This is a genomic window from Amycolatopsis pretoriensis (assembly GCF_900107925.1).
Taxonomy (GTDB): domain Bacteria; phylum Actinomycetota; class Actinomycetes; order Mycobacteriales; family Pseudonocardiaceae; genus Amycolatopsis; species Amycolatopsis pretoriensis.
The window spans coordinates 409186-423887 of sequence record NZ_FNUJ01000001.1 but is presented as its reverse complement, the minus strand read 5'-3'; the positions used below and the strand labels follow the sequence as shown (position 1 = coordinate 423887).

The 14702-nt window shown below is 70.4% G+C and carries 12 protein-coding genes; 5 read left to right on the top strand and 7 right to left on the bottom strand.

Going from position 1 to position 14702, the window contains the following annotated elements:
* Positions 1–236: 236 nt before the first annotated feature.
* A complete protein-coding gene (locus BLV96_RS02010; RefSeq protein ID WP_167379544.1) occupies positions 237–815 on the bottom strand; it encodes a hypothetical protein in 579 nt (192 codons plus the stop codon).
* Positions 816–1032: 217 nt separating this feature from the next.
* On the opposite strand from BLV96_RS02010, the gene BLV96_RS02005 reads away from it, so the two are divergent.
* From BLV96_RS02005 to BLV96_RS01995, 3 genes are all read left to right on the top strand, one after another.
* A complete protein-coding gene (locus tag BLV96_RS02005; RefSeq protein WP_086679103.1) occupies positions 1033–1608 on the top strand; it encodes a dihydrofolate reductase family protein in 576 nt (191 codons plus the stop codon).
* Between the two features lie 33 nt (positions 1609–1641).
* Positions 1642–2268 carry an alpha-ketoglutarate-dependent dioxygenase AlkB gene (locus BLV96_RS02000; RefSeq protein WP_086679102.1) on the top strand — a complete coding sequence of 209 codons (627 nt, stop codon included), beginning with the start codon at positions 1642–1644 and terminating at the stop codon, positions 2266–2268.
* A gap of 323 nt (positions 2269–2591) precedes the next feature.
* On the top strand, positions 2592–3161 hold the full coding sequence (locus BLV96_RS01995) for a DUF1152 domain-containing protein (RefSeq protein WP_244180009.1): 570 nt from the start codon (positions 2592–2594) through the stop codon (positions 3159–3161).
* Positions 3162–3165: 4 nt separating this feature from the next.
* Here BLV96_RS01995 and BLV96_RS01990 read toward each other — a convergent pair whose 3' ends face one another.
* Positions 3166–4443: a cytochrome P450 gene (locus tag BLV96_RS01990; RefSeq protein ID WP_167379515.1), complete on the bottom strand. Its 1278-nt coding sequence runs from the start codon at positions 4441–4443 to the stop codon at positions 3166–3168.
* A 53-nt stretch (positions 4444–4496) separates the two neighbouring features.
* Positions 4497–6158 carry a peptide-N4-asparagine amidase gene (locus BLV96_RS01985; RefSeq protein ID WP_086680164.1) on the bottom strand — a complete coding sequence of 554 codons (1662 nt, stop codon included), beginning with the start codon at positions 6156–6158 and terminating at the stop codon, positions 4497–4499.
* 134 nt (positions 6159–6292) lie between these two features.
* On the opposite strand from BLV96_RS01985, the gene BLV96_RS01980 reads away from it, so the two are divergent.
* Complete coding sequence (locus tag BLV96_RS01980; RefSeq protein WP_086680161.1) at positions 6293–7288, top strand: LacI family DNA-binding transcriptional regulator; 996 nt, start codon at positions 6293–6295, stop codon at positions 7286–7288.
* 4 nt (positions 7289–7292) lie between these two features.
* Here the strand turns inward: BLV96_RS01980 and BLV96_RS01975 are convergent, their stop codons facing one another.
* Positions 7293–8153 carry a 1-aminocyclopropane-1-carboxylate deaminase/D-cysteine desulfhydrase gene (locus BLV96_RS01975; protein WP_086680159.1) on the bottom strand — a complete coding sequence of 287 codons (861 nt, stop codon included), beginning with the start codon at positions 8151–8153 and terminating at the stop codon, positions 7293–7295.
* Positions 8154–8237: 84 nt separating this feature from the next.
* On the opposite strand from BLV96_RS01975, the gene BLV96_RS01970 reads away from it, so the two are divergent.
* Positions 8238–9434: an MFS transporter gene (locus BLV96_RS01970; protein WP_208608151.1), complete on the top strand. Its 1197-nt coding sequence runs from the start codon at positions 8238–8240 to the stop codon at positions 9432–9434.
* Positions 9435–9481: 47 nt separating this feature from the next.
* Here the strand turns inward: BLV96_RS01970 and BLV96_RS01965 are convergent, their stop codons facing one another.
* From BLV96_RS01965 to BLV96_RS01955, 3 genes are read right to left on the bottom strand one after another with little or no spacing between them, the layout of a single operon-like run.
* Positions 9482–10372, bottom strand: coding sequence for an ROK family protein (locus tag BLV96_RS01965; protein WP_086680155.1), 891 nt, complete (start codon positions 10370–10372; stop codon positions 9482–9484).
* Complete coding sequence (locus BLV96_RS01960) at positions 10369–13191, bottom strand: glycoside hydrolase family 2 protein (protein ID WP_086680153.1); 2823 nt, start codon at positions 13189–13191, stop codon at positions 10369–10371. Before BLV96_RS01960 ends, BLV96_RS01965 begins: the two co-directional genes overlap by 4 nt.
* Complete coding sequence (locus tag BLV96_RS01955; RefSeq protein ID WP_086680151.1) at positions 13188–14618, bottom strand: APC family permease; 1431 nt, start codon at positions 14616–14618, stop codon at positions 13188–13190. Before BLV96_RS01955 ends, BLV96_RS01960 begins: the two co-directional genes overlap by 4 nt.
* Positions 14619–14702: the final 84 nt, after the last annotated feature.

The following is a 14702-nucleotide window of genomic DNA, read 5'->3' as shown; positions in this document are numbered from 1 at the left end:
CTGCTCCAGCTCGGCCGAATCCTCCCGATCCACCACGACCGCGCCGACCCGCGCGACGTTCCGCCGGGCCCCTTCAGGTTGGCATCCGGAGTGTCGGCCGAGTACCTCCCGTCAAGTCGTCGCCGGGCGCGTGAGGCAGCCGACGGGATCTTCAAACCGCGCCACACCGGGGCGGCACGGCTTGAAGATCCCGAGACGGCCTGAGCGGACCAGCAACGGCGAAGGTTCTATCTGCCCTACTTGTGCCAGAACTTGATGCCACTCCACTGCACCGTGATCGGCCCGGCGCCGCTGCCCGTGCGGTAGCTGCCGAACTTGTCGTAGTAGCTCCCGCCCGGGCTCGAGATCGTCTGCTTCAGCGAACCGTTGATGTACACCTTGTGCGAGCTGCCGACCTGGTTGATCGTGTTGACCCGGACCGACGTCCCGACGGTCGCGCCGCTGCCCAGGGTCGCTCCTCCCTCGACCGCGTACATGCGGCCGCCCTTCTCGACCGCCAGCAGGAAGTACGGGCCTGCACTCGAGCCGTCCCGGAACGTCTGCTTGAGGCTGATCCGGGTGCCGGACATGCTGGTGATCTTGAACGATCCCTCGAACTGGTGGGTGCCGCCGCTGTAGGTGGTGTAGCGGCGTTCCGCGCGCTGGTCGCCGCTGGCCGTCGAGCAGGTCAGCTTGAACGTGAGCCCGGAGACGTCGCCGCACCCCCGCTCCTGCTCCGAATAGCCCGGCGAGTCCGAGATCCACGGGCCGGTCCCGACCTGGGCGCCGGCGACCGGGGTGAGTACCGCGAGCCCCGTCGCCACCGCCGCGAGCACGCCCGCGCCGCGAAGTTTGCGCACCGTCCAACCTCCTGTAGCACTCGAGGCGGCGGTGCCCGGCCAAAGGTCAGACCTTTGTCCGGCTTGGGCTCGACTGTACGAGTCCGGGCCGCCGCGATCAAGGCCCGGAAAATTTTCCGCGGACCGGTGTCGAATCCGGCTCCCGCCGTTCGACGGACTCACAAGAGCACGGAACGACCACCGAGGAGCACCCATGCGCACCCTGATCGCCACCGCCTTCGTCTCCCTCGACGGCGTCGTCGAAGCCCCCGGCGGCGAGCCCGGCTACCGCAACGCCGGCTGGACCTTCAAGGACATCGAATCCGACCCGGCCGCCTTCGAGCTCAAGGGCCGTGAGCAGGGCGAATCCGCCGCGATGATGATGGGCCGGGTCAGCTACGAGACGTTCGCGCCGGTGTGGCCGGGCATGACCGAAGAGTTCCCGGACTACAACGCGATGCCCAAATACGTCGTCTCGACGACGCTGTCCGAGCAGGACCTGGTGACGAACTGGGGCGAGATCACCATCCTGCGTTCGCTCGACGACGTCGCCGCGCTCAAGGAGACCGACGGCGGGCCGATCACCATCCACGGCAGCGCCACGCTCAACCAGGCCCTGGCCGACGCCGGCCTGATCGACCGCTACCACCTGCTGGTGTTCCCGGTCCTGCTCGGCGCGGGCAAGCGGCTGTTCAGCGCGACGGACAAGGACAAGCAGAGCCTCAAGGTCGTCGAGAGCGAGACCTACGGCAACGGCATCCAGAAGCTCGTCTACGACGTGATTCACTAGAACAGGTGTTCGATCCTGGTGTAGGCTGGAGCCATGAACCCGGGTCTCCAGTCCTCACTCTTCGACACCCAGGGGTCGATCGCGCCGCGCCCCCTCGCGCCCGAGCGGACCGACCTCGGCTCGGGCGCGTGGGTCGACGTCCAGCCCGGCTGGCTCGAGGGCGCCGACGAGCTGTTCGCGGCACTGGTCGAGGGCGTGCCGTGGCAGGCCGAGAAGCGGAAGATGTACGACCGCGTCGTGGCGGTGCCGCGGCTGTTGAGCTACTACCGCGAGGACGTGCCGCTCCCCCACCCGGTGCTGGCCGCCGCGCGGGACGCGTTGAGCCGGCACTACCAGCGGGAACTGCGCGAGCCGTTCCGGACGGCGGGGTTGTGCTACTACCGCGACGGCCGCGACAGCGTGGCTTGGCACGGTGACCGGATCGGGCGCGGGGCCCGGGAGGACACCATGGTCGCGATCCTGTCCGTGGGGGCGGCGCGGAACTTGGCTCTGCGGCCTCGGGGTGGCGGGGGCAAGACCTTGGCTCGGCCGTTGGGGCACGGGGATTTGCTCGTCATGGGTGGGAGTTGCCAACGGACCTGGGAGCATGCGATTCCGAAGACCGCCAAGGCTGTCGGGCCTCGGATCTCGGTTCAGTTTCGGCCTCGGGGGGTCAATTGAGGGATTCTCCGGGGCCGGGGCCGGGGCCGGGGCCGGGGCCGGGGCCGGGGCCGGGGCCGGGGCGAAGTTAGTCCATAAAGGACTTCTCTGGCCCTGGACCATGGCCCTGTGCCCAGTCTTTCCGGGCCGCCCCTCTTCGGTCGGCTTCGCTCCGCTCAGCGCGTTCTCGTTGCCGGTGCCGGTGGCGGCTTCGATGTCTATGCCGGGCTTCCGCTTGCCCTCGCTCTTCGCTCGCAAGGCAGAGCCGGCCACCTCACCAACCTGCCTTCAGCGATCTGAACCGGCTCGACCTCGACGACTGGCTCTCCCCCGGAGTCGCCGACGTGCGGCCGCACAGCTCGGGCGACGATGCCTACTTCCCCGAACGGACCCTGGCCCGCTGGCTCGACTCCCGCGGCCGGCCGTCCGTCGTCCACGCCTTCCCCCGCACCGGGGTCCGGCCGCTGCGGGCCGCCTACCGGGACCTCGGCGCCCACCTCGGGGTCGATGCCGTCGTGCTCGTCGACGGGGGTACCGACATCCTGCGGCGCGGTGACGAAGCCGGGCTCGGCACCCCCGAAGAGGACATGACCAGCCTTGCCGCCGTCGCCGCCCTCGATCGGGGTGGCGGGTACCTCGGTGCCCTCTCCATCCCCTCGCGCTCCCCTGAAGCCGAGGCCTACCTCGACGCCGTCGCCGATGCCAGCGCGCCACCCCGGACCGGCCCAGCATCGTGCACGGGCAGATCGCCGCCGCGCTGCCGGGACAGTTCGGGGATGCCCAGTTCACCTCACCGCCGGCAGAGAGCTCTTCGTGAACCCGCTCACACCGAAACCGCCGAAGAGGTCGCCATGGTCATCGAAGCCCACCGGGACCGCGTCGGACGGCGGCCGCGGCGGGCCATTCCGCACTGACCGCTCAGTCGACCAGCACCGGGAGCTCGTCCAGGCCGTACACAATGGACACCTTGCGGAACGACAGCTCCTCCGCCGGCACCGCCAGGCGCAGGTTCGGGAACCGGCGGACCAGCGCCGGATACGCCGTGCGCAGCTCCATGCGGGCCAGCTCCGCGCCGATGCAGCGGTGGATCCCGTAGCTGAACGCCAAGTGCGACGTCGGCTCGCGGGCGGCGTCGAACTTCTCCATGTCCGGCCCCAGCTTCGGGTCGCGGTCGGCCGCCGACAGCGACACCAGCACGATGTCGCCCTCGCTGATGCGCGCGCCGGCGATCTCCATGTCCTCCTTGGCGAACCGCGGGAACGCCATCTGGACGACCGTCAGGTACCGCAGCAGCTCCTCGACGAACCGGTGCACCGACTGCTCGTCGCCGCGGACCGCCTCGAACGCCTTCTCGTCGCGCAGCAGCACCAGCGCGCCGAGCGCGAGCATGCTGGCCGTCGTCTCCAGGCCACCGGTGAGCACGCCATCGGCGAGCCCGGCCAGCTCGCGGTCGTCGATCTCGTCGCCGTGCTCCTTGATCAGCATGCCCAGGAGGCCGTCGCCGGGCTGCTCGCGCTGCTTCTTCACGATGTCGAGCAGGTAGGTCAGCGACTCCGACATCGCGCCGAGCGACGCGCCCGCGCCGCCGAACAGGTCGAACCGCGCCGTGCTCAGCCGCTGGAAGTCCTCGCGGTCCTCATACGACACGCCGAGCAGCTCGCAGATCGTCAGCGACGGGATCGGCAGCGCGAACGCCTGCCACAGGTCGACCGGGCCGTCCGTCTTGGCCATCGCGTCGAGCTGCTCCGCGACGATCTCGTCGATGCGCGGGGTCAGCCGGCTCAGCCGCCGCATCGTGAACTCCGGCGTGAGCAGCTTCCGCAGCCGCGTGTGCACCGGCGGGTCGGCGAAGCCGAGGCCGCCCGGGTTCTGGTCCGCGGTGACGCCGGCGTTGCCGACGAGGTTGCCGAAGTCGCTGGAGAACCCGGTCGCCTTGCCGAGCACCGCCTTCGCCTCGTCGTACCCCGTGACCAGCCACGCGTTCATCCCGAACGGCAGGTCGAGCTTGCTGATCGGGGCTTCGGCGCGGCGCTCGGCCATCGCGGGTACCGGGTCGAGACCCTCGCGCCGGAGCGGCTCGAGCGCCGAGTCCGGCAGCAGGGACGACATCTTTTCGAGGTCGAAGCCCTTTTTCGACTGGCGCGCGAGGTACCGGCGCCCGACCCAGCCCAGGACCCGTGAGCGGAGACTCCCCATGGATCCGACAGTACCGCACTAGCCCGATCGGGTGAGGCACCGCGAGACCGGACTCACCTCCGCGGCGGGACCTCCCGGTTCTCGGTGATCAGCCCGTGCTCGCTCGCGACGTAGTGGAAGTACGGCCGGCCGAGGTCGTCGGTGCCGGCGTACGACGTGCGCGAACGGCCGTCCGCCTCGGTGTTGACGCCGTTCGTGCGGGCCAGGACGCCGGACGAGCTCAGCCACTCCGTCGACGCGCGGACCGGGCGCCAGTGCCGGCCGTCGCCGGTGAGGTCGCCGAGCGTCTGCGTCATCCGCGCCGAGCCGGAGATCCGCAGGTTCTGGTCGTCGGTGATGTTCGCGGTGGCGTCGGTGGTCAGCGGGTAGGACCACGTGTGCCGGTCCGCCGAACTCACCCGGCCGTCCACAGTGGACGTCGAGGTCTGCTGCCCCGAGTCGCCCTGCACCACGTGCTGGGTGAAGCCGCCACCGGTGACGTCGTCGCTGTTGCGGTAGTCGCGGGTGCGCTCGACGCGGGTGTACACGCGGCCGGCGGAGGTGTCGACGTAGCCGGCGGTCACGTCGTGGCGCTTCGCCGTGACGGTCACGTTCACGCCGTCCTCGATGTCCTTCACCGTTTCCTGCCGCACCGGGGCAGCGGCGACGTCGTGCTGGACCAGGGCGCCGGAGGTCCGCGCGGCTTTTTTGTCGGTGTAGAGCAGTAGCGTCGGGACGACGGTGAACTCGCCGCCGATGTCCGGGAAGGAGAAGGAGAGGTCATGCGCCGCGCCGTCCACGAGCCGGCCCGCGAACGGCGTGATGTCGTAGGTTTCGGCGTGCAGGCTGAAGGTGTCGATCGCGACGATCGGCCGCCACAGCTGCGGCACGATCCCGCCGGAGTAGATGTGCGGGAAGGTGAACGCGCTGCCGGCGGGCGTCCCGTCGAGCGCGAAGTTCGCTTCGCGGTACGGGCCCTTGCCGCAGAGCCCGGCCGCCGGGTACTTCGCGCTCACGGCGTCCGGGACGTCGTCGAACCACTGCTCGTCGCAGGCGTGGCCTTCGAGGGTGACCTCGAGGTAGGCGCGGGTGATGTTGCGCGGCAGGTCCTTCGCGCTGAAGTGGACGGTCGGCGCCGCGGGGGTCGCGTCGGCGTGCCCGAAGCCGGCGACGTGGTCGGCCGTCTCGGGCGCGGGGTGCTTCCGGTCGGCCTGGTAGTAGGTGAGCGTCACGGTCTGGGCGTAGACGCCGGTGTAGACCGGCGAGTTGTAGTTCTCGATGCCGCCGTGGAAGGGCTGCGGGGTGCGCAGCAGGACGGCGTACGGCGTGAGGTCCTTGTCGAAGTGGTAGGTGATCGGCCGGGTGCCCTCGCCACTGGGCTCCTCGGTGGTCCCCCACCAGACTTCGGTGCCGCCGATCCGCAGGTCGCCGATCCGGTCGTACTGCCGGCCGCCGACGGTCACGGTCTGGTCCATGACGACCTTCGCCCACGGGCCCGGGCACGCCTTCGGCGGCGCGAGCGTGCCTTCGTAGTACTGGGGCGTGCCGTCGGCGGCGTTGGAGCGGAAGGCGTCGGCGAGGGTGACCGTGCAGTGCGCGGTGTCCGGCCGGGTCACCGCGGGCGCCGCCGTCACGGGGTCGTCGGTGTCGTGTTCGAGCACGGGATCCGCCGAGGCGACCGCCCCGGAGAGCACCCACGTCAGCACCAGTGACAGGACGATCGTGAAGATCCGCACCCGGACTCCTCCCAGCGGCAGGCACACCGCGGGGAAGCCTAGTACCGCGATCATGCGACTTACGGTGGGAAACCGACGTTCTGAAACGTTTCAGTACCGTGGTAGGCTCACGCCCTTCTCAGCGAGGGGATGCGGTGGTCGGCATCAAGGACGTCGCGAAGCGGGCCGGCGTCTCGATCGGCACGGTGTCCAATGTGGTCAACCGGCCGCACGTGGTCGCCGCGGCCACCCGGAACCGGGTGCTGTCGGTCATCGAAGAGCTCGGCTACGTCCGCGACGAGTCGGCCCGGCAGCTGCGCGCCGGCCGCAGCCGGATCATGGGGCTGCTGGTGCTCGACCTCGGCAACCCGTTCTTCGTCGACGTCGCGCGCGGTGCCGAGCAGGCCGCGCACGCCGAGGGCCTCAACATCATCACCTGCAACAGCGGCCAGCGGTCCGACCTCGAGGCGTCCTACCTCGCCATGTTCGCCGAACAACGGGTCCGCGGCGTGCTGCTGAGCCCGGTCGGCGCGTCCGGGGAAGCCCTGCGCGCGTTCCGCCGCAGCGGCACGCCGTACGTGTTCGTCGACCGCAAGGCGCCGACGTCGGAGGCGAGTTCGGTCGCGGTGGACGACATCGCGGGCGGCGCGCTCGCGGCGCGCCACCTCCTCGAGACCGGCCACCACCGCATCGCGTTCGTCAACGGGCCGGCGATCCTCGCCCAGTGCCGCGACCGCGAGCAGGGCCTGCGCACGGCGCTGGAAGGCGCGGCGGTGGAGCTGACGGTGCTGGAGGCGATCGGCCTCGACGTGGCCTCGGGCCGCGACGCCGGCGCCCGCCTGCTGGGCACGATCCCCCGCCCCACGGCGGTGTTCTGCGCGAACGACCTGCTGGCCCTGGGCGTGCTGCAGGCGATGGTCGGCGCGGGGGTGCGCGTCCCGGACGAGATGGCGATCGTCGGCTACGACGACATCGAGTTCGCGGGCGCGGCGGCGGTCCCGTTGACGTCGGTCCGCCAGCCGGCCCAGCGCCTCGGCCGCACGGCGGCGGAGCTGCTGCTGGCGGAAACCGCCGGCACGACGGTCGACCACCAGGCGGTCGTGTTCACCCCGGAGCTGGTCGTCCGCGAATCCACCCGCGTGCGCCGCTGACCGCTCACCCGGCGATGACGGCGACGATCGTCGTGCCCTCCGCGAACTCCCCGCGGCGGACGCGGTCCCGGAGGCCGAACATCATCTTGGCTTCGTAGACCCAGTCGAGCCGGACGCCGTGGCGCCGCTCGAACTCCTCGACGAACCCGTCGAGTTCGCGGGTCCGCCGGGCGAAACCCCCGAAGTGGTAACCGGTTTCGACCGACCACTCCCCCAGCTCGCGGCCGAACGTCTCGCGCTGGAACCGGGCCACGTCGGCGGGAAGGAACTCGCCTTTGAGCGCGGAGAACCCGATCGCGCGCTGCCCCGGCCCGAGCCCAGCGGCGATGCCGGCGAGGGTCGCGCCCGTGCCGACGGCGCAGGTGACGACGTCGAACGGCCGGTCGATCTCGGCCACGAGCTCGGTGCAGCCCCGGACGCCCGCCGCGTTCGCGCCGCCTTCCGGGATCAGGAAGAACTCGCCCCACTCGCGCCGCAGACCGGCGACGACGGCGGGATCGGTCTTCGCGCGGTAGGTCGCGCGGTCGAGGTAGGTCAGCCGCATGCCGTGGGCGGTCGCCGCCCGCAGCGTGTCGTTGAGCGGCCGGTGTTCCTCGCCCCGGACGACGCCGACCGTCTCGAAGCCGAAGTGGTGCCCGGCCGCGGCGGTGGCGAGCAGGTGGTTGGAGTAGGCCCCGCCGAAGGTCAGCAGGCGGGTGGCGCCGGCCGCGGCCGCGTCCCGGAGGTTGTGCTTGAGCTTGCGCCACTTGTTGCCGGGCAGCTCGGGGTGGATGAGGTCGTCGCGTTTGAGGAGCACGCGCACCCCGCGCTCGGCGTCCCCCAGCTCGACGAGCGGCGAAGGCACGGTGAGCTGCAGCTTCGTCACAGTGTGAGCTTAAATCGTTTGAACTGCGAACGACCCTTCGGCATGATGGGCGATCATGGGGCTTCGCGCGTGACGAACAGGTGGATGCGGCTGCAGGCGGTCGCGGTGTCCGGTTCCTCCGCCGAAGGGCTGATGCTCGCCGCGCTGCCGTTGCTCGCGGTCTCCGTCACCACCGATCCGCGCGAGGTGTCGCTGGTCAACGTCGCCGGGCAGGCGCCGTGGCTGCTGCTCTCGCTCTTCGCGGGCGTGCTCATCGACCGGGTGCGGCGGACCGCCGTGCTCGCCTGGGCGTACGCCGTGCAGGTCGTCGCCGCCGTCGTGCTCGCCGCCGTCGCCTCCGCCGGGCTGCTCAGCCTGCCGGTGCTGCTGGTGGTCGCCTTCATCGTCACGTCCGCGCAGGTGCTGGGCGACGGCGCGAGCGGCGCGCTGGTGCCTGAACTCGTCCCGCCGGACCGGCTGGCGCACGCGAACGCGCGGCTCACGGTGATCGACCGGGGTGTCGTGCAGTTCATCGTGCCGCCGCTGACGGGGTTCGTGATCGTCGCCAGCGCCGGAGCGCCCGCGTGGCTGGCCGCCGGTTGCGCGCTGGCCGCCCTGCTCATGGCGCGGCGCATCCCGTCCGAGTCCCGGACCATCGCGCGGACCCACCCGCTGCGGGACCTCTCGGCCGGCCTGCGGCACCTGGTCCGGACGCCGTTGCTGCGGTCGATCACGCTGAACGTCGCGCTGGGTTCGTTCGCCGCGAGCGCGGGCAACTCGATGTTCGTGCTGTACGCGACGCAGGTCCTGCACGTCGGCTCGGTCGGCTACGGCCTGCTGCTCGCGTGCCTCGCCTTCGGCTGGATCGCGTCGTCGTTCGTCGTGCAGAAGGTCGTCGACCGGATCGGCTACTCGTGGTCGATGCGGTTCGGGCAGAGCTTCGGGGTGGTGACGAACCTGCTGATCGCACTGGTCCCGCCGTGGCCACCGCTGGTCGGCGCGGTGCTGGTGCTGCTGACGGCGACGGTGCTGATCTGGAACGTCTGTTCGCAGTCGAGCCGCCAGCGCTTCACACCGGCGCCGCTGCTGGGCCGGGTGCTGACGAGCCACCGGGCGCTGGCCTGGGGGTTGACGCCGCTGGGCGCGTTGACCGGCGGTTTCGTGGCGGCGCACTGGGGACTCCGAGCGGTGTGGGTGATGGCGGCGGCGATCCAGGCGGTCAGCGCGGTCCTGGTGTGGTTCTCCCTGTCCCCGGCGGCGTTCGACCGCACCGAGCGCGAGATGGCCGAAGCCCGGGCTTGATACCGGGTGGTGCACCGGGTCGGGGCACCGGCACACCACCCGGACGCCTACCCGCCCAGCGCCAGCGCCACCGCGCCCAGCAGCGCCGCGTCCTGGTCGAAGCGTGCCGAAACCAGCTCCGGCGGGAACGGCACCGCGTGCGCCAGCCGGTCCGCCAACGCCGGCAGCAGCACGTCCGCCGAGCGCACCAGCCCCCCGCCGACCGCGATGCGCTGCGGGTCCAGGGCGATCGCCAAGTTGGCCACGTGCATCGACAGCTCGTCCAGCGCCGCCGTCACCAGTTCCTTGGCCTCGACGTTCTCCTTGGCCAGCGCGAACAGCTCGCCCGCGGTGACCGGGCGGCCGAGCAACTCGCTCGCCCGGCCGCCCAGCCCACGCCCACCGACGGCTTCCTCAAGCGGCGCCGCTCCGCTTGCGAAACCCTCGGTGTCCTGCGGCGAGAGCAGGTTGTACCCGATCTCGCCCGCAGCTCCGTTGGCGCCGGTCAGCAACCGCCCGCCGACCAGCACCGCCGCCGCGATGCCCGTGCCCAGCGACAGGAACACCGCCGGGTCCGCCCCCTCCAGCGCGCCCCAGCGCCACTCCGCCAGCGCTGCCGCCTTCGCGTCCGTGCCGACCGAAATCGGCACGTCCGGGAACTCGGCCGCCACCAGCTCGGCCAGGTGCAGCTGCTCCCAGCCCGGGACGTTCGGCGCGAGCAGGATCTCCTCCGGCAGCACGATCCCCGGGCTGACGACCCCGATGGCGGCGGGCGACGCGCCGGCCTCGGTCAGGAGCGACCGGGCCCCGGCCAGCGCCCGCACCACCACCTGCTCGGCCCCCGCCTGCGCGTCGGTGTCCAGCCGGCGCGTGGCCAGCAGGTTTCCGTCGTGGTCGGCGAGCCCCAGCGCCACTTTCGTGCCGCCGAAGTCGATCCCGAGAATTGGTTCGCTGCTCACTCCGCAGCCCCTCCTGTCCCCCGGACCACGATGCGGCCGGTGTTGAGCCCGTCGACGCTGATCACCGGCACCGCGCCGCGCAGGTCGGCCGCCTGGTAGGTGACGGTCAGCGTCTGCGACTGGCCCGGCCACAGCGTGATGTCGTTGTCGTCCCAGGTCGCGTTCGCGAGCTGGTTGTCCCCCGGCCCCTCGTGCCCGGCCGGCGTGCCGCGGCGGACGTCGGCCCGCAGGAAGAACGCCGCCCCCGGCGTCTTCGACGTGTTGGTCACGGTCACCGTGGAGACGAGGTCACCACCGCAGGAGCGCGTCGACGCGACCGCGCTGACCTGCGACTTCGGCAGGCTCTGCAGGGCCTGCAGGTTGCTGTACTGCGACAGCGTCGCCTGCGGGTTGCCGAGCGTCTTGCCCCAGTCGACGACGTCCTTCTGCGTCGAGAGCCAGTAGACGTTCCGGTCGACGACCTTCCCGCCCTGCTTCACCTGCAGCTCGACGAAGTAGACCTGCGCGGGCGCCGGCGCCTTCGTCTCGGCGGGCACCTTCGGCTTCAGGACACCGGTCTTCACGCCCTGCGAACCCAGCGAGACACCCGAAGCCGTCTGGTCGTCGAGGACCTTGCCCGCGGTGTCGATCACCCGCGCCTGCACCGAAAGCCCGGACTGGGTCGCCGCCCCGAGGTTGTCGAGGGTCACGGAACCGTTGTCGTAGCCGTAGATGGCGTGCAGCGGCTTGTTCGCCTTCTTGGCGCCGAAGAACGCGCCGGCCTGGTCACCGTCGTCGTTGTAGAGCGACCACAGCAACGTCGGCCAGCCCTTGTTCAGCTGCCAGTAGACGACGCCGGTCGACGGGTTGGCCTGGTCCGTCGAGTGGTGCAGGAACGCCTCGAACTGCGAGCGGGTGTTCTCGTAGTTCGCGATGTTCGCCAGGTCCACATAGGACTTCAGCGAGTTCCACTTTCCGTACCGCTGCTGGATCGACTGGTCCAAGGTGTACAGCGTGCCGAACGCGTAGCCGCCGTGGTCGGGCTCGAAGTTGGCGTGGTACTGGTTGTACGCCGGGTCCTGCCACAGCTTCGCCTGCTCGGTGGGCGAGAGGAACCGCTTGATCGAGTCCAGCGTCGGGACGGTGTGCCCGGCGCTCTGTTCGCTCGCGAAGCCCCACGACCCGCCCGCGTTGGTGCGGGAGGAGTCCTCGGCGTCGAAGTGCGAGGTGTCGTACCAGTACGACGGCGGAACCCAGTCGTACGGGCCTTCCTTCTCGCCCGACTGCCCGAGCGTCGGTGTGCTCTTGTACTCCGCCGACGCGATCACCGGAACCTGGAAATCGGCTTCCTCGAACGCTTTCAGCGTCTCGGGCTCCTGGCGCGGCACCGGCTCGTTGTCGCTCCAGCCGTAGTTGAAGACGCTCGGGTGGTTCCGCTCCATCTGCGCGATCGTGTAGGCCGAGTCGTGCATGATCCGGTAGTCGCGCTCGGTCAGCGTCGAGGCGTCCTCGGGCTGCCAGGCGTCGCAGCAGAGGAAGCCGCCGATGACCAGCAGGCCGGCCCGGTCGGCCTGGTCGTAGAAGTCCTGCGGCATGTCGTGGCCCTCGAGCCGGACGCCGGAGAGGCCCATGTTCTTGATCAGCGCGATCTGGTGCGCGGTGTCGGCCTTGTCGTAGCGCAGGAACAGGTCCGGCGCGAAGCCGCCACCGCGGAACACGAAGTCCTTGCCGTTGATCGTGAACTGCCGCGCGCCCTCGGGCAGCGGCGCGGACTTCCCGACCAGGCGCGAGGTGACCGTGCGGATGCCGAAGGTGCTCCTCGACGACGTCGACAGCACGCCGTCCTGCGAGACCGCGGTGCTCAGCGTGTACAGCGGCTGGTCACCCATCGAGTACGGCCACCAGACCCGCGGCTTGGCGATCTTCACCGGCGCGAACGCGACGGTCCGCTTGGTGTTCGCCGGGATCGTCACGCGCTGCTTGACCACGATCGCGGCACCCGAGGGCGGCGTGATCGTGGCGGCGACGTCGCCGGTCTGCGGGGTGGCGGCGTCGTTGGTGACGTCGACCTTCACCGTCAGCTTGGAGCTGGACAGGTCGGGCGCGTTGTCCTGCACGACGTGCGCGTTGTCGCCGGTGAGCGCGTCACCCACCTGCAGCGTCGGCGCGAACTGGATGCCGGTGTTGTTGTCCGGCGGGATCTGGCCCCAGTCGACCTGGTCGAGCGTGTACATCTTCAGTGGGTCGTTGGGGTAGACCTTGATCGCGAGGGTGTTCTTGCCCGGCTTGACCAGCTTCGAGACGTCGAAGGTGTGCCCGGCGAACGCGCCGCTCACGACGTCCTTCGTGGCGACCAGCTTGCCGTTCACCCAGACGTCGCCCTCCCCGACGATGCCCGGGATGGTCAGCTTCGCGTGCTGGCCGGCCTTGAAGTCCGGGGTGAAGTCGGTGCGGTACCACCAGGGGTCGGAGAACGGCTTCGTGACGACGGGGCCGAGCTTGTCGACGTACCCGAAGCACTTGCGCATGTTGTCGGAGTAGAAGACGTCGGGACACTTGCCGTTCTGCACCAACGCGTTGATCTCGGTGCCGGGCGCGCCCGCGTCGTCCGGCTTGACCGGCAGCCAGCCGCGGGTGGCGTACCCGGGCGTGGAGACCTTGTCGCCGCCGTCCTTGACGTTCGCGGTGGTGAGGACCTGCCAGCCCCGCGCGCCGATCGTGGTGAGGCCGTGCGGCTTCGCCACCTCGGCCTGGGCGTCCTGCGCCGCGGCCGGCCCGGCGACGCTGAGCACGCCGGGCACGAGCAGCAGCGCGGCGAGCGCCGCGAGCTTCTTCGTCATGCCTGAGCCCCTTCGGTCTCGGTGGAGGCGAAGGCCTCCTTGATCTCCTTGGGTCCGAACGGCCAGGTGTTCTCGGCCTTGGCGTAGACCAGGTACGCGATCGCGCCGAGGGCGATCCAGCCCAGCGACAGCCCGATCGAGAGCCAGGTCGCGGAGACGTAGATGTAGACCCAGCCGACCAGCGCGAGCAGCGTCGGCACCGGGTACAGCCACTGCTTGTAGGGCCGCTTGAGGTCCGGCTGACGGCGGCGCAGTGTCACGATCGCCGCGACCTGGGCCAGCGACTGGATGATGACCAGCGTCGCGACGGCCGCGTTGATGACGTCGGTCAGCGTGAACAGCGAGCCGATGATCGTGATGGCGCCCATCGTGAGCACGCCGGCGGTCGGCAGGTTCAGCTTCGGGTGCAGCTTGCCGAACATCGGCAGGAAGACCTTGTCCCGCGCGGCTTCGAAGGGGACGCGCGAGCCGCCGAGCAGGCCGGCGAACACCGAGCCGACGGCCGCGACGACGATGAAGACCGTGACGATCTTCGCCGTCACCGACCCCCACGCCTGTTCGAGCACGGTCGAGGCGACGGAGGTGGCGGTCTTCAGCTCTTCCAGGGGAACCGAGCCGAGCACGCCGACCTGGAGCAGGAAATAGAGGCTCATGATGCCGACGATCGAGAAGAGGATCGACCGCGGGAGCGTCCGGCCCGGGTTGCGCACCTCGCCGCCGAGGTAGGCCGTCGTGTTGTAGCCGAGGTAGTCGTAGATCGCGATGATCAGGCCGGCGCCGAGACCGCCCCAGAACGTGCCTTCGCCGGCCGAGCTGAAGGCGCCCGGGGTGAAGGCGAACGCCTGCGCGCCGCTGAAGTGCGTGAACGCGGCGACGACGGTGGTGAGCACCGCGATCAGCATGACCACGAACAGCACCGTCGTGAGCTTGCCGATCTGACCGATCTTGCGGAACAGCGCGGCGACGATGACGAGCGTGATGCCCACGCCGATGATCTTGCCCAGCGGGGTTGTGCCCGCGTCGTCGGTGACGCCGGGGATGAGGTAGCCGAGGTACTGGACGAGCCCGATGATGCCGGTGGACATGATCAGCGGGATGAACAGCACAGCGCTCCACACGAAGAGGAACGGCATCAGGCGGCCGGTGCGGTACTGGAACGCCTCGCGCAGGTAGAGGTAGGTGCCGCCGGCACCCGGCATCGCGGCGCCGAGCTCGGCCCAGATGAGGCCGTCGGCCAGCGCGACGATCGCGCCGATGATCCAGCCGAACATCGCCTGCGGGCCGCCCATCGTGGCGACCATGGCCGGGATCGTGACGAAGGGGCCGATACCGCACATTTGCGTCATGTTGATCGCGGTGGCCTGCAGGGGCCCGATCTTGCGTTCAAGGGCGGGCTGCGGCTCCCTCGAACGAGTGGGTGAACTCACGACGTGCCTCCGGCTAGTAGTTAGTAAAGTTTCTTAACATAGAACGGGCGGGGTCGAAAGAGTTCCGTCGATAAACTTGCGGCA

Coding starts and splice junctions, on each gene's coding strand:
- BLV96_RS02005 (WP_086679103.1), top strand. CDS start 1,033: ATGCGCACCCTGATCGCCACCGCCTTCGTCTCCCTCGACGGCGTCGTC.
- BLV96_RS02000 (WP_086679102.1), top strand. CDS start 1,642: ATGAACCCGGGTCTCCAGTCCTCACTCTTCGACACCCAGGGGTCGATC.
- BLV96_RS01990 (WP_167379515.1), bottom strand. CDS start 4,443: ATGGGGAGTCTCCGCTCACGGGTCCTGGGCTGGGTCGGGCGCCGGTAC.
- BLV96_RS01970 (WP_208608151.1), top strand. CDS start 8,238: ATGCGGCTGCAGGCGGTCGCGGTGTCCGGTTCCTCCGCCGAAGGGCTG.
- BLV96_RS01960 (WP_086680153.1), bottom strand. CDS start 13,191: ATGACGAAGAAGCTCGCGGCGCTCGCCGCGCTGCTGCTCGTGCCCGGC.